General features: G+C 67.8%; 18 protein-coding genes. 12 read left to right on the top strand and 6 right to left on the bottom strand.

Annotated elements, in window-relative coordinates:
• Positions 1-18 precede the first annotated feature (18 nt).
• The 4 genes from BQ8420_RS02755 to BQ8420_RS02740 all read right to left on the bottom strand — a co-directional run bounded on the left by BQ8420_RS02755 (position 19) and on the right by BQ8420_RS02740 (position 3,314).
• The gene (locus tag BQ8420_RS02755; RefSeq protein WP_200815768.1) at positions 19-1,002 is read right to left on the bottom strand and encodes a GDSL-type esterase/lipase family protein; all 984 of its coding nucleotides are present in this window, start codon (positions 1,000-1,002) and stop codon (positions 19-21) included.
• 73 nt (positions 1,003-1,075) lie between these two features.
• Positions 1,076-1,585, bottom strand: coding sequence for a MarR family winged helix-turn-helix transcriptional regulator (locus BQ8420_RS02750; RefSeq protein ID WP_087096219.1), 510 nt, complete (start codon positions 1,583-1,585; stop codon positions 1,076-1,078).
• Between the two features lie 77 nt (positions 1,586-1,662).
• Positions 1,663-2,319: a TetR/AcrR family transcriptional regulator gene (locus BQ8420_RS02745; RefSeq protein ID WP_200815767.1), complete on the bottom strand. Its 657-nt coding sequence runs from the start codon at positions 2,317-2,319 to the stop codon at positions 1,663-1,665.
• 14 nt (positions 2,320-2,333) lie between these two features.
• Positions 2,334-3,314: an acyl-CoA desaturase gene (locus BQ8420_RS02740; protein WP_087096202.1), complete on the bottom strand. Its 981-nt coding sequence runs from the start codon at positions 3,312-3,314 to the stop codon at positions 2,334-2,336.
• 581 nt (positions 3,315-3,895) lie between these two features.
• Between BQ8420_RS02740 and glmU the strand changes: the two genes are divergently transcribed.
• The 4 genes from glmU (at position 3,896) to pth (ending at position 8,092) form a co-directional block, all read left to right on the top strand.
• On the top strand, positions 3,896-5,362 hold the full coding sequence (gene glmU / locus BQ8420_RS02735; protein WP_087096201.1) for a bifunctional UDP-N-acetylglucosamine diphosphorylase/glucosamine-1-phosphate N-acetyltransferase GlmU: 1,467 nt from the start codon (positions 3,896-3,898) through the stop codon (positions 5,360-5,362).
• A 17-nt stretch (positions 5,363-5,379) separates the two neighbouring features.
• Positions 5,380-6,348, top strand: a complete 969-nt coding sequence (locus tag BQ8420_RS02730; protein ID WP_087096217.1) for a ribose-phosphate diphosphokinase — start codon at positions 5,380-5,382, stop codon at positions 6,346-6,348.
• A gap of 406 nt (positions 6,349-6,754) precedes the next feature.
• The gene (locus tag BQ8420_RS02725) at positions 6,755-7,348 is read left to right on the top strand and encodes a 50S ribosomal protein L25/general stress protein Ctc (protein ID WP_087096200.1); all 594 of its coding nucleotides are present in this window, start codon (positions 6,755-6,757) and stop codon (positions 7,346-7,348) included.
• A 108-nt stretch (positions 7,349-7,456) separates the two neighbouring features.
• Complete coding sequence (gene pth / locus BQ8420_RS02720; protein WP_087096199.1) at positions 7,457-8,092, top strand: aminoacyl-tRNA hydrolase; 636 nt, start codon at positions 7,457-7,459, stop codon at positions 8,090-8,092.
• Positions 8,093-8,169: 77 nt separating this feature from the next.
• Here the strand turns inward: pth and BQ8420_RS02715 are convergent, their stop codons facing one another.
• Positions 8,170-9,303 (bottom strand): endo-1,4-beta-xylanase, encoded by a 1,134-nt coding sequence (locus BQ8420_RS02715; protein ID WP_087096198.1) that lies wholly within the window; start codon positions 9,301-9,303, stop codon positions 8,170-8,172.
• A 174-nt stretch (positions 9,304-9,477) separates the two neighbouring features.
• Here BQ8420_RS02715 and BQ8420_RS02710 point away from each other — a divergent pair, with 174 nt between their 5' ends.
• Positions 9,478-10,497, top strand: coding sequence for a LacI family DNA-binding transcriptional regulator (locus BQ8420_RS02710; RefSeq protein WP_087096197.1), 1,020 nt, complete (start codon positions 9,478-9,480; stop codon positions 10,495-10,497).
• 37 nt (positions 10,498-10,534) lie between these two features.
• Here BQ8420_RS02710 and BQ8420_RS02705 read toward each other — a convergent pair whose 3' ends face one another.
• Positions 10,535-11,086 (bottom strand): TetR/AcrR family transcriptional regulator, encoded by a 552-nt coding sequence (locus tag BQ8420_RS02705; RefSeq protein WP_235005884.1) that lies wholly within the window; start codon positions 11,084-11,086, stop codon positions 10,535-10,537.
• Positions 11,087-11,145: 59 nt separating this feature from the next.
• On the opposite strand from BQ8420_RS02705, the gene BQ8420_RS02700 reads away from it, so the two are divergent.
• The 7 genes from BQ8420_RS02700 (at position 11,146) to BQ8420_RS02675 (ending at position 20,004) form a co-directional block, all read left to right on the top strand.
• Positions 11,146-12,120 (top strand): DsbA family protein, encoded by a 975-nt coding sequence (locus BQ8420_RS02700; protein ID WP_087096195.1) that lies wholly within the window; start codon positions 11,146-11,148, stop codon positions 12,118-12,120.
• A gap of 489 nt (positions 12,121-12,609) precedes the next feature.
• Positions 12,610-14,169, top strand: coding sequence for a sugar transferase (locus BQ8420_RS32190; protein ID WP_200815766.1), 1,560 nt, complete (start codon positions 12,610-12,612; stop codon positions 14,167-14,169).
• Between the two features lie 3 nt (positions 14,170-14,172).
• Entirely contained in the window at positions 14,173-14,964 is a 792-nt protein-coding gene (locus BQ8420_RS32185; RefSeq protein WP_200815765.1) for a 3'(2'),5'-bisphosphate nucleotidase CysQ, read from the top strand.
• Positions 14,965-15,023: 59 nt separating this feature from the next.
• Complete coding sequence (gene cysD, locus BQ8420_RS02690; protein ID WP_087096194.1) at positions 15,024-15,956, top strand: sulfate adenylyltransferase subunit CysD; 933 nt, start codon at positions 15,024-15,026, stop codon at positions 15,954-15,956.
• A gap of 46 nt (positions 15,957-16,002) precedes the next feature.
• Positions 16,003-17,271: a sulfate adenylyltransferase subunit CysN gene (gene cysN, locus BQ8420_RS02685; RefSeq protein WP_087096193.1), complete on the top strand. Its 1,269-nt coding sequence runs from the start codon at positions 16,003-16,005 to the stop codon at positions 17,269-17,271.
• A 465-nt stretch (positions 17,272-17,736) separates the two neighbouring features.
• Complete coding sequence (locus BQ8420_RS02680) at positions 17,737-18,897, top strand: S8 family peptidase (RefSeq protein ID WP_087096192.1); 1,161 nt, start codon at positions 17,737-17,739, stop codon at positions 18,895-18,897.
• 213 nt (positions 18,898-19,110) lie between these two features.
• Positions 19,111-20,004: a sulfotransferase gene (locus tag BQ8420_RS02675; protein WP_087096216.1), complete on the top strand. Its 894-nt coding sequence runs from the start codon at positions 19,111-19,113 to the stop codon at positions 20,002-20,004.
• The last annotated feature ends 100 nt before the right edge of the window (positions 20,005-20,104 follow it).

Below are 20,104 nucleotides of genomic sequence, written 5' to 3'. Positions count from 1 at the left end.
CGGCACCACCGGAAAGTACTAGCGGACCTGCTCCCGGAAGACCTCGGCGATCTCCTGGGCTCCGGCGAGGTTGGTGTGGATGTCCGGGCCCCGGACGGTGTTGCACATCCAGGTCAGGTCGCAGACGTTCTGCAGGTTGACCGGCATCCCGGTGTCGCTCTCGTCGGGCACGCTGGTGTCGGAGCCTTGGAACACCTCGTCGACGTCGGCGACGTCGATCCCGGCCGCCTGGTAGGAGGCCGTGAGGGAGTCGTTGACGTCCTCCATGATCTCGACGGTGCCGTCCGCCACGCCGGACTCGGCGTCCTCGGCGACCTGGTCCGCGTTCTCCTCCGGGAGGTCCTCGGAGACGTCCTCGGAATCCTCGTCGTCTCCGCCGCTCTCCTCGTTCTCCTCCAGCAGGGAGAGGGCGAGGAAGGGGTTGTAGTAGGTCATCCCGATGATCCGGGTCTGCGGTCCGGTCGCCTCGGTGAGCCGTTCGGCGATCACCGGGACCTCCGTCTCCAGCCGTTCGAGGCCGTCGTCGACACAGTCCCGGTCCAGGCCGACATCGTCGATGTCGAGCTCGGTCCTGCTCCCGGTCTCGGGGGCGAGGCCCTCCACACAGTCGGTGAAGTTGTTGGCGCCGATGGTGAGGGTGACCAGGCCGACCCGGTCCTCGTGCTCCTCAAGGAAGTCCACGGCCTCGTCCAACTGGGAACCTTGCTCGTAGCGGGTGTCGCAGCCGGGGAGCCCGCCCTCGATGAACGTGGTGGTGTCCTCACCACCACAGCCCATGCGCTCGTGCTGGAGCGTGGAGTCGGCGTCCTTCAGCGTGCGGTACAGGACGTCGGTGTACCCCTCCGGGGTCTCCTGCTGGGTACCGGACTCGTCGGGCTGTACGCCGACGGTCAACGAGTCTCCCAAGGAGAGGTAATGGTTCTGCGTGGAGGTGCTGGTCTCCTCCTCGCCACCCTCTCCGGAACATCCCGCGACCACCAGGACCGCGGCGACCACGGCCATCCAACGGATTCTCACAATGCTCTCCAACCAAGTCCCTGTACTGGTAATCGAGCAGGCGGCTACCGCCGAGTAACTAGCCTTGCTGACCCGAGGGCGTCCTGTCGAGGGGGGCCAAGAGGCATCTCAGTAACGATGCCAGCTGTTCCCGCTCGGCGGCCGGCATGGGCGCGAGCAGCGTCTCCTCGTAGCTGAGCAGGGACGCCAGCGCGGCGTCGATGCGTTCGGCGCCCTTGTCGGTGAGCCGCACCAGGACGCCGCGCTTGTCGGCGGGGTCGGGGCGGCGGCGCACCAGGTCCGCGGCGGCCAGACGATCCACCCGATTGGTCATGGTGCCGGAGGTGACCAGAGTGGCGCGCAGCAGCCGGCCGGGGCTGAGTTCGTAGGGTGGACCGGAGCGGCGCAGTTCGGCGAGGACGTCGAACTCCCAGGGTTCCAGGGCGTGCTCGGTGAACACGGTGCGCCGGGCACGGTCCAGGTGACGGGCGAGCCGGGACACCCGACTGAACACCTCTAGCGGTGACACGTCCACGTCCGGCCGCTGGGAGCGCCACGCCTCCAAGAGCCCATCCACCTCATCGCGCATGGGACACAGCATATCTCTTGACATCAAGATAGTGGGGCGGGTATGCGAAACGCACCCGCCCCACTCTTGGACGTCCTTCAGGCCGAACGCTTGCGGCGCGTGTCCAGCTTCGGCTTGGCCTCCAACGCGGAGAGCCCGTTCCAGGCGAGGTTGACCAGGTGGGCGGCGACCACCTCGCGCTTGGGTTTGCGCACTTCCAGCCACCACTGACCGGTCAGCGCCCACATGCCCACCAGCGCCTGCGCGTACATGGGAGCGAGTGTCGGGTCGTAACCGCGTTCGTCGAACTCGTCGGCCATGATGTGTTCGACCTGGCTGGCGATGTCGTTGATCAGGCTGGCGAAACTGCCCGTCCCGGAGGCCACGTGCGAGTCCCGGGTGAGCACCCGGAAACCGACGCTGTCCTCCTCGACGTAGCGCAGCAGGGCCAGAGCCGCCTTCTCGATCTTGTTCCGCGCGTGGTCGGCGGTGAGGGCCTCGCCCATCATGTCCAGGAGCGTGCGCATCTCCCGGTCCACGACGACGGCGTAGATGCCCTCTTTGCCACCGAAGTGTTCGTACACCACGGGCTTGGACACACCGGCCCGCGCGGCGATCTCCTCAACGGAGGTCGCGTCGAACCCTCGCTCGGCGAACAGCCCGCGACCGATCTCCAGCAGTTGTTGCCGGCGCTCTTTGCCCGTCATGCGCTTGCGGCGCACTCGGGTTCCCTGTTCGCTGTCGGCTGCTCCCATGATGATTACCGATCCTAGACCTTCACCCGCTTGGCGGCGAGTCGTTCGTTGTTGGGCCAGCGGACCTTGGTGGCCCAACCGAACTTCTCGAACATCCAGATGACCCGGGCGGAGATGTCGATCTGACCCTTGAGCACACCGTGGCGGGCACAGGTCGGGTCGGCGTGGTGCAGGTTGTGCCAGGACTCACCGAAGGACGGGATGGCCAGCCACCACACGTTGCGGGAGCGGTCGCGCACCTCGAAGTTCTCTTCGCCCATGGTGTGGCAGATGGAGTTGATCGACCAGGTGACGTGGTGCAGCAGCGCGACACGGACCAGGCTGGCCCAGAAGAACGCGGTGACCGCGCCCCACCAGGACATGGTGACCAGGCCACCGATGGCGGCCGGGGCGAACAGGGAGAACAGCACGATCGGCATGAACAGCTTGTCGACGAGGACGACGTCCTTGTCCTTGAGCAGGTCGGGGGTGAAACGGCGCGGGGAGGTCTTCTTCTCGTCCAGGTACATCCACGCCATGTGCGCGTAGTACACGCCCTTGGCCACGGACTTCCAGTCGTCGCCGAAGCGCCACGGGGAGTGCGGGTCGCCCTCGGCGTCCGCGTATTTGTGGTGGCGGCGGTGGTCGGCCACCCACTTGATGACACTGCCCTCGATGGCCATGCTTCCGGCGATCGCCAGCGCGATGCGCAGCGGGCGATTGGCCTTGAAGGAGCCGTGGGTGAAGTGGCGGTGGTAGCCGACGGTGATGCCCAGTCCGCTGATCACGTAGAAGACCGTCGCGATGACGATGTCGGTGATCGTCAGGCCCCAGCCCCAGAAGAAGGGCACCGAGGCGAGCAGCGCGAGCAGCGGCACGAACACGAACGCGAAGACGGTGTAGCGCTCGGCCTTGCCTCTCAGCTCGGGCTCGTACTCGGGAATCGGTTCACGTTTGGGGGCGCGTGTCGCGGCACTCTCGGCACCTTCGGCGGGAACTTCGGGGGCAGTGGTCATGGTCTTGCACACCTCGTCGCAGGAAACGTCGTCGCTGGTCAGGACGGCGTCACAGGGGCTTGGTGCACCCAGCGGGACGGCCCAACCTATTCTTACGTAACCGTAACCTACGACCCCGTAGGTTTGGCAAGTCCTCCGCCAAAGGCGCTATGTTGGTGGCGGACGCACGGGCGGACCGCCCGTCGCGTTCCCGGATGATGTAATCGGCAGCATGTGGGGTTTTGGTCCCCATCGTCCAGGTTCGAGCCCTGGTCCGGGAGCGGTTCGCCGCAGGTCCCATCAAGTGCCGCGTCGGATGGCGCGCGCCCGGCCTGAGACGGTGACCACACGGTCGCGTGGATCACACGCATCGCGGAGCCACTCGGGTGGCCTTTCCCGCCGAACACCGTGAGCCCACCCGGTGGCGCACCTTCGGACGGTTCCCTCCACGCTCGCCACGGCAGAAGAGCGCTCGTGACGCGCATGTATCCTTCCCATGTCGGCCGCCGGTCATCCGACGGCCGCCCGCGCGGCACGCGGGACGCGCCGCCGAAGGGTGAGCCGACTGTTCAAGTGTCAGCTATCACGAGGGGTCTCCTTCAGTGAGCGTGAATCGCCCGGCTGCCGTCATCGTCCTCTCCGCAGGAGAGGGCACCCGGATGAAGTCCAAACTCCCCAAGATGCTTCACGAGATCGGCGGCCGCAGCATGCTCGGCCACGTTCTCGAAGCGGCGCGGGCGACCGACCCCGAACACACGGTGGTGGTGCTCGGTCACAAGCGCGAACACTTCACCGAGCACCTCGCTCGGGTCGCTCCCGAGGCGTCCACCGCCATCCAGGAGGAACAGAACGGCACCGGTCACGCGGTGCGCATGGCCCTGGAGGACCTGGCCCGTCAAGGGCTCAAGCTCTCCGGGACCGTCGTTCTCACCTGTGGTGACACCCCGCTCCTGCGCGGTGAGACCCTGGTCGGTCTGGTCGCCGAACACGAGCGTGAGGGCAACGCCGTCACCGCCATGTCGGCCCGTGTGCCCGACCCGCACGGCTACGGCCGTATCGTGCGCGACCCCGCCGGCGACTTCACCGAGATCGTCGAGCAGGCCGAGGCGACGCCCGAGCAGCTCGCCATCGACGAGATCAACTCCGGCATGTACGCCTTCGACGCGGCTCTGCTCACCGAGGTCGTCCAACGTCTGTCCAGCGACAACGCCAAGGGTGAGGAATACATCACCGACGTCGTCGGCCTGCTCCGCGGTGACGGTCACCGGGTCGGCGCATGGGTCGCCGACGACTGGCACGAGGTCCAGGGCGTCAACAACCGGGTCCAGCTCGCCGAGGCCCGCCGACTGCTCAACGACCGTTTCCTGCACGACCTCATGCTCTCCGGTGTCACCATCGTCGACCCCGCGACGACCTGGGTGGACGCTCAGGTCGGTATCGGTCGCGACACCGTGGTGTACCCCGACACCCGGCTGTACGGAACCACCTGGATCGGTGAGGACGCCGAGGTCGGGCCCGGTGCCGACCTGCGCGACACCGTCGTGGGTGATGGCGCGGTGGTGCGTCAGACCACCGCCGACGGCGCCGAGATCGGGGCCGAGACCAACGTCGGCCCCTACACCTACCTTCGGCCGGGCACCCGCCTGGCCGAGCGGGCCAAGGCCGGTTCCTTCGTCGAGGTCAAGAACTCGAACGTGGGCACCGGATCGAAGATCCCGCACCTGACCTACGTGGGCGACGCCGACATCGGTGAGGGCAGCAACATCGGCTGCTCCTCGGTGTTCGTCAACTACGACGGGGTCAACAAGTCCCGGAGCACCATCGGCGACCACGTGCGCATCGGCAGCGACAACACCATCGTCGCGCCCGTGACCGTGGGCGACGGCGCCTACTCCGGGGCCGGGGCCGTGGTTCGCGACGACGTTCCGCCGGGGGCCCTGGCCGTCTCCGAGGGGAACCGGCAGCGTAACGTCGAGGGCTGGACGCTTCGCAAGCGTCCGGGAACAGCCTCCGCCGAGGCGGCGGAGCAGGCGGAACGGCGCGGAGTCGCCGACGCCGAGGAGCAGTGACTGTGGGGGAGAATCACGTGACCGGCATGAAGGCCACCGGGCAGAAACAACTCATGCTTTTCTCGGGGCGCACGCACCCCGCGCTGGCCGAGGAGGTGGCCAAGGAGTTGGGGATCGATGTCGTCCCCACCCGGTTCGACACCTTCGCCAACGGCGAGATCTTCGTTCGCTACCTGGAGTCCGTGCGAGGGTCCGACGCTTTCGTGATCCAGTGTCACGCGGACCCGATCAACGAGTCGATCATGGAGCAGTTGATCATGGTGGACGCGCTCAAGCGCGCCTCCGCCAAGCGGATCACGGTGATGACGCCGTTCTTCGGCTACGCGCGCCAGGACAAGAAGCACCGCGGCCGCGAGCCCATCTCCGCCCGCCTCATGACGGACCTGTTCCGTACCGCGGGCGCGGACCGGATGATGGCCGTCGACCTGCACACCGACCAGATCCAGGGCTTCTTCGACGGGCCGGTGGACCACCTGTTCGCACTGCCGATCCTGGCCGACCACATCGGTGCCCAGGTCGATCACTCCGAGATCACCGTGGTCTCCCCCGACGCCGGCCGCGTGCGCACCGCCGACCGCTGGGCCGACCGTCTTGGCGCGCCGCTGGCCATCATCCACAAGCGTCGTGACCCGGACGTCGCCAACGAGGTGAAGGTGCACGAGGTCGTCGGTGAGGTCAAGGGTCGCGTCTGCGTCCTGGTCGACGACATGATCGACACCGGCGGCACCATCGTGAAGGCCTCCGAGGCCCTCTTCGAGCAGGGTGCCAAGAAGGTCCTGGTCGCGGCCACCCACGGTGTGCTCTCGGGGCCGGCGGCCGAGCGTCTGCAGAACTCGCGCATCTCCGAGGTGGTCGTCACCAACACGCTTCCCATTCCCCAGGAGCGTTGCTTCGACAAGCTGACCACGCTGTCGATCGCCCCGTTGGTCGCCCGCGCGGTCAACGAGGTGTTCACCGACGGCTCCGTGACCAGTCTTTTCGACTGACGGCGTCGATTTCGGGCGTCGAGGGACAGGGCGGAAACGCCCCGTGGCGGGAGTGATCCGTCATCAGCCCCACCGGGGCCACCGGTCCGCCGGAGGGCCCCCGGTGGGGGGATGTACGGAGTCGTCACCAGAAGCAGTAGACTTGACCGAGTGTCCCCGTGCCTGGATGGATGCGCACGCTTCCCGCGTGTGTTTCCCATCTGGAACCCACACGGGCAGGGGTGCGCGACGAGCGTTCCCGGGCCGGGCGGGTCCGGTGACGGCTCGCCGGGCACGCCTGGAACCTGGGTGGTCGAGTCCCCACCAGATGGGTGACCCCGCCGTGTTCCCCGCCGAGGGCGGGAATCGTTCGTACTACTGGAGCCGTGTTCCCCGTGCTGCGGGGTTGAACCCGAGGAGTTTTGTCGTGTCCGAGGTACGTATCGCTGCCGAGCCCCGCACGGAATTCGGCAAGGGCGCCGCTCGTCGCGCCCGCCGCGCGGGTAAGGTGCCGGCCGTCCTCTACGGCCACGGCACCGATCCCCGCCACCTGAATCTGCCGGGCCACGAGCTCATGCTCGCCCTGAAGACCTCGAACGTCCTGATCCGTCTCGAGGGTCTGGACAAGGACAACCTCGCTCTGCCCAAGAGCGTCCAGCGTGACGCCATCAAGGGCTTCCTGGAGCACGTCGACCTGATCGTCGTGACCAAGGGCGAGAAGGTCGAGGTCGAGGTGCCGCTGGTCCTGACCGGCGAGGTCAAGGCCCCGGGCGTTCTCAACCAGGAACTGGTGACCGTGCGCGTCGAGGTCGAGGCCCACAACATCCCCGACCAGGTCGAGTTCGACATCCAGGGCTTGGAGATCGGTGCCGTTCCCACCGCCGGAGAGGTCAAGCTTCCCCAGGGGGCTTCCCTGATCGATGACCCCGAGACCACCGTCTTGACGGTCTCCGCGCCGCGCGTGGACGATGAGCCGGAGACCAGCTCGGTCGCCGCTGAGGCCGCGGGGGACGTCGAGTAATTCGACGGTACCTTCGCACCACATGCTGTACGCCGAACGCGCGGATCCGTCACGGATCCGCGCGTTCGGCGTTTCGGGACCGGGTGGGCCTCGATAGGCTCGTTCTTCATGTGGGGCTTTTTGAGCAGGCTTGGTGTCAGGAAGAACAGAGACGACGAGGACATGGCCGAGACCGAGCGGTGGTTGGTCGTGGGGTTGGGCAACCCCGGCCCCAAGTACGCGGGGAACCGGCACAACGCCGGATTCATGGTGGTGGACGCGCTGGCCGCCGACAAGGGTGAGCGCTGGAAGGTCCACAAGGCGCACGCCGAGGTCGTCGAGACCCGGATCGACGGTGCCGCCGTGGTCCTGGCCAAGCCCCGTACCTTCATGAACCTGTCCGGGGGCCCGGTCGCCGGGCTCGCGAAGTTCTACAAGGTGCCCATGGAACGCATCGTCGTCGTGCACGACGAGATGGACATCGAATACGGGGCCCTGAAGCTGAAGCAGGGTGGGGGCTCCGGCGGCCACAACGGGCTGAAGTCGACCACGGCCTCGCTCAGCGGCCCCGACTACCTGCGGGTGCGTTTCGGAGTGGGCCGTCCCCCCGGCCGGATGGACCCGGCCGCGTACGTCCTGCGCGACTTCTCCTCCACCGAGCGCGGTGAGCTGGACCTGAACGTGGACCGGGCGGCCGACGCGGTCCGCACGGTCCTGACCGACGGGCTGGGCAGGGCACAGAACATCTTCCACACCGCCGCCTGATCGCTTCGCCCCGGGCGGGGACGGGATCCGGGGCACCGCCCCGCCCGGGTGTGGGAAGGCCGCACGCGGCCGTGGTTTCAGGAGACGTCGAGCAGGGTCTCCAGGAGCGCGTCGTAGGCGGGCTTGGGCGTCAGGTCGTCCCAGTAGATGGTGGCGGCGCCCTCACCCTCGAAGGTCACGGGGACCCAGGAGTACCGGTCCGGCAGGCCCCAGACCGTGTACGAGCCGCAACTGGTCAGGTTGAGGCAGGCCTCCAGGGTTCGCACGTAGTAGTCGGCCTGCTGCCGGAGCTGTTCCTCGGTGGGTTCGGCGCCCTCGGCGAGGGGCATGCGCACGTCCACCTCGGTCAGTGCGGTGCCCAGCCCGAGCTCCTCGAAGCGGCGGAGGTTGTCCTCCAGGTCGGAGGGGAAGCCGTACTGCAGGCTCAGGTGGCCCTGGGCGGAGAATCCGTGCAGCGGCACCTCGTCGGCGAGCAGTTCCCGGCTGAGCTCGTAGTAGGCGTCGCTCTTGGCGTTGACGCTCTCCACGCTGTAGTCGTTCAGGTACAGCTCGGCCTCGGGGTCGGCTTCGTGAGCCCAACGGAACGCGTCGGCGATGATCTCCGGTCCGAGTTCGCGGATCCAGATGTTGTCCTGGGTCCGCAGGTTCCCGTTGTCGTCGAAGATCTCGTTGGCCACGTCCCACTGCTGGATCTGTCCGGCGTAGCGTCCGACGACGGTCTCGACGTGGTCCCGCAGGATGTCGCGGAGCTCATCGGCGGTGAAGTCGCCGTTCTCCAGCCAGTCGGGGTTCTGACTGTGCCACAGGAGGGTGTGGCCGCGCACGACCTGGCCGTTGGCCTGGGCGAACTCGGCGATGGCGTCGGCGTCGTCGAAGGCGTAGGTGTCCTGGTCCGGGCGGAGGTGGTCCCACTTCATCTGGTTCTCGGCGGACAGCGAGGTGAATTCGGCGGCGAGCAGTTCCCGGTAGGGGGCGTCGCCGGTGAAGGGATCGGGGTAGTCCTCGTCGTAGTGGTGTCCGCCACCGGCGACGGCGCTGCCGATGACCAGGCCGTCGGGGGCGGCTTCGCCCAGGGACACCTGTTGGGCGTCGCCGATCGTTTCGGCCTGTTGGGCGCCGGAGTTCGAAAGGGCGGGGGAGAGGGCGAGGGGCAGAGCCAGGGCGGCGACGGCGGCTCCGACCAGGAGCGTCGACGTTCGTACTCGTCTCATGGCGGGGGTACTCCAGAGGCTCGGGTTCCGAAACTTTTCGGCAATATTTCGAAACGTTACTGAAAAGGGACAGTAGATCGGGGCCGGCCGAGCGTCAAGACCCCTATGCGGGGGCGATTCGGGGATCGGCGGGCCCGCGGGGCTCGTAGTCTGGGTGGGTACCAAGGAGGATCAGTGGCCGGCACCCCATCCCGAGACATCACCATCTCCGCCATCGCGGCGGAGGCGGGCGTCTCGGCCCCCACGGTCTCCCGTGTCCTCAACGGGCGCGGGGACGTGGCTCCCGCCACCCGGGAGCGGATCGAGAAGCTGTTGCGTACGCACGGCTACCGACGTCGCGGGCATCGGTCGAGGGACCGTGTCGGTCTGATCGACCTGGTCTTCAACGACCTGGACAGTCCGTGGGCGGTCGAGATCATCCGCGGGGTGGAGGATGTGGCCCACCAGTCGGGCGCCGGGGTGGTCGTCTCGGCGATACACCGCCGTGCGACCTCGGCCCGCCAGTGGCTGGACAACGTCCGTACCCGTGTCAGCGACGGCATCATCCTGGTCACGACCGACCTGGACCCCTCGCTGAAGGAAGAGCTGCGAGACCTGAAGGTTCCGGCCGTGGTCATCGACGCCGTGGGCGTTCCCGACCTGGCCACCCCCACCATCGGCGCCACCAACTGGTCGGGCGGTTTGAGCGCCACCGAGTACCTCATCGAGCTGGGGCACCGACGCATCGGCTTCGTCGAGGGTCGGCCCGAGCTGTGGTGCAGTAGGGCCCGGATGGACGGTTACCGGGCCGCCCTGGAGATGGCCGGACTCACCGTGGAGGCCGACCTCATCGCCTCGGGGGAGTACACCTACGAATCGGGTTTCCAGGCCGGTCGAAGTCTGTTCGCGGGGGAGGACCCGCCCACCGCGGTGTTCGTCTCCAGCGACCAGATGGCCCTCGGCGTGTACGAGGCGCTGCGGCAGCGGGGGCTCCGAGTGCCCGACGACGTCAGCGTGGTCGGGTTCGACGACCTGCCCGAGGCGCGCTGGTCTTCCCCGCCCCTGACCACGGTCCGCCAGCCCTTGGCGGACATGGGTCGGATGGCGGTGCGCACCATCCAGCGGATCGTTCGGGACGAGAACATCGAGAGCTCGCGCATCGAGCTGGCCACGCAACTCGTGGTTCGCGACAGCACCACGCCCCCGAACCGCTGATCCGAAGTCCCGCCCCGCGACCGCGTGCCGGTGTCGGTCAGCGGGTGAGCAGGAGCCAGGTGTCGCGGGCGTCGACGGCGGGGGACCGGCCGCCGTCGGCCGAGGCGGCGACCACGCCCACCAGCGCGCCGGCCACGAACGAGGCGTGCAGCTCCGGGGGGACCTTCGACTGTGCGGTGGGGCGACGGCCCTCGGTGAAACCCACCACCAGCGCGCCGGCCACACGTTCGCGCAGTAGTTCCGCGAAGCGGGCGCTGCCCCGTTCGGCGAACATCCGCCGGTAGAGCACCGCGTTCTCGGCCACGTGGGCGAACAGATCGATCAGGGGTTCGGGGGTCCGGTCGTTTGGGGTCTCCAGCGGACACAGCGCGGCGCAGCGGGCCACGTGCGCGACAGCGTCCTCCATGGCGTCCGCGACCAGTCCGTCCAGATCGGCGTAGTGCTGGTAGGCGGTGGCCCGGTTGACCTCGGCTCGGCGTGCGACGGCGGCCATGGTGACGGAGGCGAGTTCCTGTTCCGCGGCCAGGGACAGCAGGGCGGCGCGCAGGCGTTGTCGGGTCCGGCGCACCCGGGGATCGTCAGGGTTCATGACCCACAGCATAGACAACAGGTGTTGCTTTAGCAACGAGTGTCGTTTATCTTGACGACATGAGAATCGAGATCTGGGCGGACCTGGTCTGCCCCTGGGCGTACATCGGCAAGCGCCGTCTGGAGAGGGCGCTCAAGGGCTGGACCGGAGAGTCGGCCGAGGTCGTGTGGCGTCCCTACCGAATCGACCCCACCGCTCCCGCCGTGTCCGAGCCGATCGACGAGGTCATGCGTGATCCCTTCGTCGAGGAGGCCCTCCAGTCCTGCGGGCCGGAGTCCGGAGCCGACGGCGAGCTGTTCCAGGTGTCCGAACTGGCCGCGGCCGAGGGCATCGAGGGTGAGTGGGGCGCCGTCTGGCGTGCGAACACCCACGACGCCCACCGTCTGCTGGTCCTGGCCGAGGAGGAGGGCGGCCCCGCCCTCCAGGACGCGGTCGCGGAACGTCTGCTGCGGGCCCACTTCGTGGAGGGCCGTGACATCGCCGACCACGAAGTGCTGACCGCGATCGCCGCCGACGCCGGTTCCGGCCGGGGCGGGGAACTATCGGCCGGAGGCGGAGATCGCCGAGTGCGTGAACTCCTGCTCACCGGCAAGGCCGAGGGGGTGAGTACCTCCCCGACCTTCGTGGTCAACGGCATGTCCCTGACCGGCGCCCAGGATCCGGCGCTGATCGTGGACTTCCTGACCGAGGCCGCCGACCGGCGGCCTCGGGAACTGCCCGAGGAGGTGGAGCGCATGCGGCGGGCCGAGGCCCTGCTCGCCCTGCGGGACCCGTTGGGGGCGCTCGAACTGCTCGTCCCACTCCTGGACGAGCACGGTTCGGATCGGGCGGTGCGCCTGCTGGCGGCGCGCGCCTACTTCCAGTCGGCCCAGCTGGGCCGGGCCCGGCGTGCCCTGGAGGAACTCGTCTCCGACGGGGCCGACGACGCCTACGCCCACCTGCTGTTGGGGCGCACGCTCCGGCGACAGGGCGAGAGGGAACTGGCCGAACCGCACCTGCGGCTGGCCGCGGTGATGGACCCGGACCTGGCCTGAGGTCCCAGCGGTGCCCGTTCGGGTCCGGAGAGGGTTCTGCAAGAGGAGTCAAGCCGTGAGCGAGGAACGAGCGGTAGGCGTAGACGACGATGAAGAATCCCTCTGCAAAGGCCCCCGAACACGGGCCGAAGCGCTAGCGGAGGCCCAAAAAAACACTGTCCCAACGACGCCCCGTCCGGCGATGCCGGGCGGGGCGTCACGCTGTGCGACGGGTTTCGGTCCTGTTGGGTGCCGTCCCCGAGATGTCCCCTTCGGTGGGGGTGGATCCGGTCTCAGGACAGATACATTTTCGCCGGGAACGGGACTTCTTCCACCGCATGCGGCAACTCCAAGCGACTTTTCCACTACTTTTAGTTACTGTTCGGGTTGGCAGTACGCGCTCTGCGCCCGACGGCACGCCCCGCTCATATCCTCCGCGTGAGTCCCAAGGCGCCAGGGGCGATTACCCATGGTGAGCAATAGAAACCTTACGTGGTCTTGGGAGAGTGCGTGATCACAGGTAGTGGGACCATCCACAAAGAGCCCACGTTCGAGTCGGGTCCGTCCGCGGGCGTCCGCTCGACCGTAGAGCCCGAGCGACCACCGGTATGGGGCACCGGTCCGAGCCCGCGCCGCGTCCGGGTCGCCGGGCGACCCGTGCCCCGCGCCGACGCCTGGCTGCGCCGCTACGTCATCGACCTGATCGGGCTCGACCTCCTCGCGGCGTTCATGGCCTGTCTCGCGGGGGTCGCCGTACGGTTCCACGGCTCCCTGGGCACCGACACCACCGCGCCCTACCTGTTCCTGACGCTCGTGTTCCCTCCGGTCTGGGTCCTCTTCGTGCTCCTCGGCGGCGGATACGAACGACGCTTCCTCGGGATCGGCACAGAGGAGTACCGGCGGGTCGCCATGGCCGGAGCGGTCCTCGCCGCGACCGTCGCCATCGGTGCCTATGCCGTCAAGTTCGACCTCGCTCGCGGCTACGTGCTCATCACCCTGCCGCTCATCGTCCTGCTCGGCCTCGGCCTGCGCTACGCGCGCCGCAAGGCCCTGCACCGCAGTCGCCGCTTCGGGCGGTGCGTCAGTGGTGTGGTGGTCGTCGGCCATCGCAGCGCCGCGGGCGAGCTCATCACCCGCTTCCGCGATGAGATCTACCACGGCATGGTCGTCGTGGGCGTGTGCCTGCCCGAACACGAGGCCGGCGTCACGGAGGTGGAGGGGTGTCCGGTCCTGGGCACCTTCGCCGACGCCGCCGACGCCTCGGCCCTGGTCAGGGCGGACATCGTCGCCGTCCTCGCCTGCCCGGAGATGGACGGGGTGGAACTGCGCCGGCTCGCCTGGCGGTTGGAGAAGACCGGGACGGAACTCACCGTCGCCTCCGCCCTCATGGAGGTCGCCGGCCCCCGCACCACCATCCGCCCGGTCGCGGGTCTGCCGCTGCTGCACGTGGAGCACCCCGAGCTCGTCGGCGTCCGGCGGTTGCTCAAGGGGGCCTTCGACCGATGCGCGGCCGCTCTCGCCCTCATCCTGCTCTCGCCCCTGTGCGTCGTGCTGTTCATCCTGATCCGTGCCGAGGACGGTGGGCCCGTCCTGTTTCGCCAGACACGCGTAGGACGGGGTGGAGCAGAGTTCACCGTTTACAAGTTCCGTACGATGGTGGTCGGGGCGGAGGCACTGAAGTCGGTGCTGGAGTCCCGTAACGAGCACGACGGTGTGCTCTTCAAGATGCGTCGAGACCCCAGGGTCACGTCCGTGGGGACGTGGCTGCGCCGCTACTCACTCGACGAGCTTCCCCAGCTCGTCAACGTGGTGCGCGGAGAGATGTCGCTCGTCGGTCCCAGGCCACCTCTGCCGGACGAGGTCGCCCGGTACGGGCACGACGTTCGACGTCGACTGGTGGTCAAACCGGGGTTGACGGGCCTGTGGCAGGTCAGCGGTCGTTCCGACCTCTCTTGGGAGGAATCGGTCCGTCTGGATCTGCGGTACGTGGAAAACTGGTCGCTGACATTGGACATCCAGATCCTGTGGAAGACATGGTCAGCGGTGATCCGTGGGGCGGGAGCATACTAGCCGGTGAAGAGCATCCGAAACGATCATGAGGTGGCCCGAGACCTGGCGAGCGAGGCCGGGCAGCTGTTGCTGCGCCTGCGCGCCCGCCATGGTTTCGACGAGCCCGAGGTCCTGCGCACACTGGGGGACCGGTCCTCGCACGAGTTCCTCTTCTCCGCGCTCGGTCGACTACGACCCAGCGACGCGGTGCTCTCGGAGGAGGGCGCCGACGACGCGGCGAGGCTGAGCGCGCGTCGGGTGTGGATCATCGATCCCCTCGACGGCACCCGGGAGTTCTCCGAGCCCGGGCGCACCGACTGGGCCGTGCACGTGGCGCTGTGGGAGAACGGCGACCTGGTCGCCGGGGCGGTCGCCCTCCCCTCACAGGGCAGTTGCCTGTCCACGGTGGATCCACCGTGGCTGCCGGAGGAACGCCCGGAGGGACAGCGGCTGCGCATCACCGCCAGCCGCACCCGGCCGCCGGCCTTCGTGCAGCGGATGGCCACCCAACTCGGCGCCGAGGTCATCCCGATGGGGTCGGCCGGGGCGAAGATCTGCGCCGTGCTGCTGGGCATGGCCGACATCTACGTGCACGCGGGCGGCCAGTACGAGTGGGACAGTGCCGCCCCGGTCGCGGTAGCGCGCGCCGCCGGGCTGCACGCCTCCCGGATCGACGGATCCGAACTGCGCTATAACGTAGCCGACCCACTACTCCCCGATATCCTTGTATGTCGATCGGAATTGTCGGGTATGTTGTTGGCTAGCATCCGCGACGGCGCGGACCTTGACAGCGCCGGCCCACACGCGGGGGGCTGACCGAAGGACCCTCCGCAGTGGGACCGGCCGTGTGTGTCGGTACTTCTAAGGCGGATTCCATGGGTCAGGCCAGTCAGCAGGCCCTCGGGCGCTACCAGCTCTCCCAGCTGGACGTGCTTGAGGCAGAGTCCATCTTCATCATGCGAGAGGTGGCCGCGGAGTTCGAGCGGCCCGTGCTGCTCTTCTCCGGTGGCAAGGACTCCCTCGTGATGCTGCGCCTGGCGGAGAAGGCGTTCTGGCCGGGGGCGATCCCGTTCCCCGTCATGCACGTGGACACCGGCCACAACTTCGAGGAGGTCATCGACTTCCGCGATCGCCGCGTGGCCGAGGCGGGGGTGCGTCTGGTCATCGCCTCCGTGCAGGAGCAGATCGACGCGGGCAAGGTGGTCGAGTCCACCGGGCGTTGGGCCAGCCGCAACCGGCTTCAGACCTCCGCCCTGCTGGAGGCCATCGAGGAGAACGGTTTCGACGCGGCCTTCGGTGGTGCCCGCCGTGACGAGGAGAAGGCACGGGCCAAGGAACGGGTCTTCTCCTTCCGGGACGAGTTCGGCCAGTGGGACCCCAAGAACCAGCGTCCCGAGCTGTGGAACGTGTACAACACCCGGATCGACCGCGACGAGCACATCCGGGTCTTCCCCATCTCCAACTGGACCGAGTTGGACGTGTGGGAGTACATCAAGCGCGAACGGTTGGAACTGCCCTCCATCTACTACGCGCACGAGCGCAGTGTGTTCGAGCGCGACGGCATCCTCCTCGCCGACTCCCCGCTCATCCAGCGCGACGAGACCGAGGTCCCCTTCACCGAGACCGTCCGCTACCGCACCGTCGGCGATCTGACCTGCACGGGCGCGGTCAAGTCCACGGCAGTGGAGCTGGAGGACATCATCGCGGAGATCGCGGCGACCCGGATCACCGAGCGTGGCCAGACACGGGCGGACGACCGCGCCAGTGAAGCCGCCATGGAGGACCGCAAACGCGAGGGCTACTTCTAGCCGTGTTCGCCCGACCGTCCCACTCTTCGCACATTGGATCAGGCACATGACCAACGACATCCTGCGGTTCGCCACGGCGGGCTCCGTCGACGACGGCAAGAGCACCCTCATCGGCCGGCTACTGTACGACTCCAAGTCGATCTTCGAGGACCAGCTCGACGCCGTGGAGCGCACCAGCGTCGCCCGCGGTGAGGAGCAGACCAACCTGGCGCTGCTCACCGATGGCCTGCGCGCCGAACGCGAGCAGGGCATCACCATCGACGTGGCCTACCGCTACTTCGCCACGCCCCAGCGCACGTTCATCATCGCCGACACCCCCGGTCACCTCCAGTACACCCGGAACATGGTCACCGGCGCCTCCACCGCCGACCTGGCGATCATCCTGGTGGACGCCCGCAAGGGTCTGCAGGAGCAGAGCCGTCGTCACGCCTTCCTCACCACCCTGCTCCAGGTCCCGCACCTGGTGCTGGCGGTGAACAAGATGGACCTGGTCGACTACTCCCAGGACCGCTTCGAGGAGATCAAGGCCGAGTTCTCCGAGTTCGCCGCCAAGCTGGACGCGCCCGACCTGACGTTCGTGCCGATCTCGGCGCTGCACGGCGACAACGTGGTGAGCAGGTCCGAGAACATGCCCTGGTACACGGGTTCCTCGCTGTTGCACCATCTGGAGAACGTGCACATCGCCTCGGACCGCAATCTCATCGACGCGCGCTTCCCGGTGCAGTACGTCATCCGACCGCACAAGTCGGACGACCCCGAACTGCACGACTACCGCGGCTACGCGGGTCAGCTCGCCGGTGGTGTGCTCAAGCCCGGTGACGAGGTCACCCACCTGCCCTCGGGGCTGTCCACACGGGTCTCACGGATCCTCACCGCAGACGGCGAGGTCCCCCAGGCCTTCTCCCCGATGTCGGTCACCCTTCTGCTGGAGGACGAGATCGACATCTCCCGGGGCGACATGATCTGCCGACCCAACAACACCCCGGCCGTCTCCCAGGACATCGAGGCGATGGTGTGCTGGATGACGGACACCCGCAAGCTCACCCCGCGGACCAAGCTCATCGTCAAGCACACGACCCGCACCGCGAAGGTGATGGTCAAGGATCTGCGCTACCGGTTGGACGTCAACTCGTTGCACCGCGACGAGCAGGCCGACCACCTGGCGCTCAACGAGATCGGTCGGGTCCGGCTGCGCTCCACCCAGCCGTTGTTCGTGGACGAGTACGCGAAGAACCGGCAGACCGGCGGGTTCATCCTCATCGACGAGGCCACCAACGTCACGGTGGGTGCCGGGATGGTCGTCAAGGCCGAGTAGCGGTCGGCTCCGGGCCGCTCGCGAGCACGTCACGAACGGGATCGTCTTCGGACGGTCCCGTTCTCGTGTTCCGGGTGGGAGGGATCATCGTACGGGGTCGAACAAAGGTGAGATGTTGCGTCCGGATTTCCGAACGTCAATGTTTAAGACACAGTTTTCGGCTCCCGGAACCGAATGGTTCTGTGTGAATAGTGTCCACCAGAGAGGTCGAAGTTACCGGGCGTTAGGGCGCGGTGTGGCGGTCGCAGCCATGCGTTTTGTCAGGTTTTTGGGGCTGTTTGGGGGCGCTTTGTCAGACATGGGATGAATGAAGTGCAAAGAAAAAAATCTCCACAAGTCTGGCAATCGAGGTTCAAGTCTGCCTAAAGTGTCCAAATCACAGGCAAGTTCGCAATCGAGCGAATACGCACGGTGAGAACAGTCTGTGAGTTGGAATCCCCACCCCCCTCACAAGGAGGAAGCCGCGTGAAGAAGCACCCCACCCGCAGGGTTGCCATCGGCGCCGTCGCGGTCGGCGCGCTCACCATCCCCATGGCCCTCACCGGGGCCACTGCCGCCGGCGCCGATGACCTCGCGCCGGTCTACAGCAGCTCCTCCACCTCGGGCAACGACTGGTTCGTCGTCCTGGAGGACTCCATCACCACTTCCTCGGTCTCCCCTTCGTCCCTGGGGATCTCCTCCGACCAGGTGAACCACACCTACGAAGAGGTCATCAACGGCTACTCGGCCACGCTGAACGGTTCCGAGGTCCAGGACCTGCGGGCCCAGGACGGTGTCGCCTACATCGAGCAGGTCGGCGAGGCCGAGATCAACCTCACCTGGGGTCTCGACCGGATCGACCAGGAGGACCTGCCCCTGGACGACTCCTACACCACCGAGGCCGACGGCTCCGGTAGCTCGGTCTACATCCTCGACACCGGCATCGACCCGGAGCACCCCGAGTTCGGTGACCGCGCCGAGGTCGGCTTCGACGTCTCCGGTGGCGACGGCATGGACGGGCAGGGCCACGGCACCCACGTCGCGGGCACCGTCGGTGCCGACACCTACGGTGTGGCGCCCGGCGCCAACCTGATCGGTGTCAAGGTCCTGGGCGACGACGGCTCCGGTTCCTACGACGACATCATCGCCGGTATCGACTGGGTGGCCGACAACGCCGAAGCCGGCGCGGTCGCCAACATGTCGCTGGGCGGCCCCGCCTCCCAGGCCGTCGACGACGCCGTCAACAGCCTGGCGTCCTCCGGTGTCTTCGTGGCCGTGGCCGCGGGCAACGAGAGCCAGGACACCGACAACGTCTCCCCGGGCGGCGCCGAGGGCGTCGTCTCCGTCGGCGCCTCCGACGAGAGCGACGCCGCCGCCTCCTTCTCCAACTACGGCCCCGCCGTTGACATCTACGCCCCGGGCGTGGACGTGGAGTCGACCATCCCCGGTGGTGGGACCGACACCTACAGCGGCACCTCGATGGCCAGCCCGCACGTCGCCGGCGCCGCCGCTCTGTACAAGAGCGGACAGGGTGACGACGACCAGGACACCATCCTGGACTGGATGACCACCAACGGTGGCGACGACAAGCTGAGCGGCGTGCCCAGCGACACCGTCAACCTTCTGCTGAACGTTCAGGGTCTGTAGGACCCGCCGGGTTGTGGAGACCCCGCGCGTCCACAACACGGTCTGATCGACAGCCGACGGGACGGCCCCGGGCCGGAAGGGTTCCACCCTTCGGTCCGGGGCCGCGTCGTGTCCACCACGAGTCGAGGAAATCGTGACCTTTCGCTCTTGTGCGATGACCGAAAGTAATACCCTGGAGTAGTGGATGGATATCGACTGGTCTTCGTCGGTGGGATGGGCCGTTCCGGCTCGACCCTGATCGAGCGTCTCCTCGGGGAGCTGCCCGGGTTCTGTTCCGTCGGTGAGGTCGTGCATCTGTGGCGCCGGGGCCTGCTGGAGAACGAGCTCTGTGGCTGCGGCTCTGCCTTCGCCGACTGCGGATTCTGGGTGGAGGTCGGCAAGTGCGCCTTCGGCGGCTGGGGGCGACTGGACCTGCCCCGGGTCCTGAGCCTGAAGGACAGTGTGGACCGCACCAGGTTCCTGCCGCTCCTGCTCAGTGAGGCCGCCGACGAGAGCGCCGTCGCCGCGAGGGGCATGCGCTACACCGACCTCTACCACCGGCTCTACGCCGCGGTCGCCGAGGTGTCCGGGGCGCGGGTGATCGTGGACGCCAGCAAGCACGCCTCTTTGGCGGCCTGTCTGCGCCGCCGGTACGGCGCTCGGATGCGGTTGCTGCACGTGGTGCGCGACCCCCGCGCGGTGGCCCATTCCTGGAGCAAGAAGGTGGCCCGCCCCGAGGCCAACGCCGCCAGCGGTGAGCAGGAGATGGCGCGGTACACGGCCGGGAGGGCTGCGGTGCAGTGGATGACGCAGAACGCCTCGATGGACGCCCTGTCGCGGCTGGGGGTCCCCACCTTGAGGGTCCGTTACGAGGACTTCGTGGCCGACCCGGAGCGTCAGTTCGGGCGGATCGCGGAGTTCGCGGGTCACGACGGGCCATCGCTCGCCCTGGGGGAGGGGGGAGTGGAACTGTCCGTGGGGCACGCGATCTCGGGCAACCCGATGCGGTTCAAGGGTGGGCCCGTCGGGGTGCGGGCCGATCACCGCTGGCGGGAGGACCTGCCCGCCTCGCGTCGCCGTTTGGTCGCGGCGGTCACCGCCCCCCTCCGTGGGTGTTACGGGTACTGATGTCCGCTGTGCGAACGCACGGGGTGTCGTATGTACGAAAAATAACGTATCGTCACTGAGAGAACACTCTGGGTTGTTGTCGGGGGAGTCGGGGGGCGAT

The organism is Nocardiopsis sp. JB363 (assembly GCF_900143625.1).
Taxonomy (GTDB): Bacteria; Actinomycetota; Actinomycetes; order Streptosporangiales; family Streptosporangiaceae; genus Nocardiopsis.
Note: the sequence above shows the minus strand (reverse complement) of the source record. Positions and strands in the feature narration are given on the sequence as shown.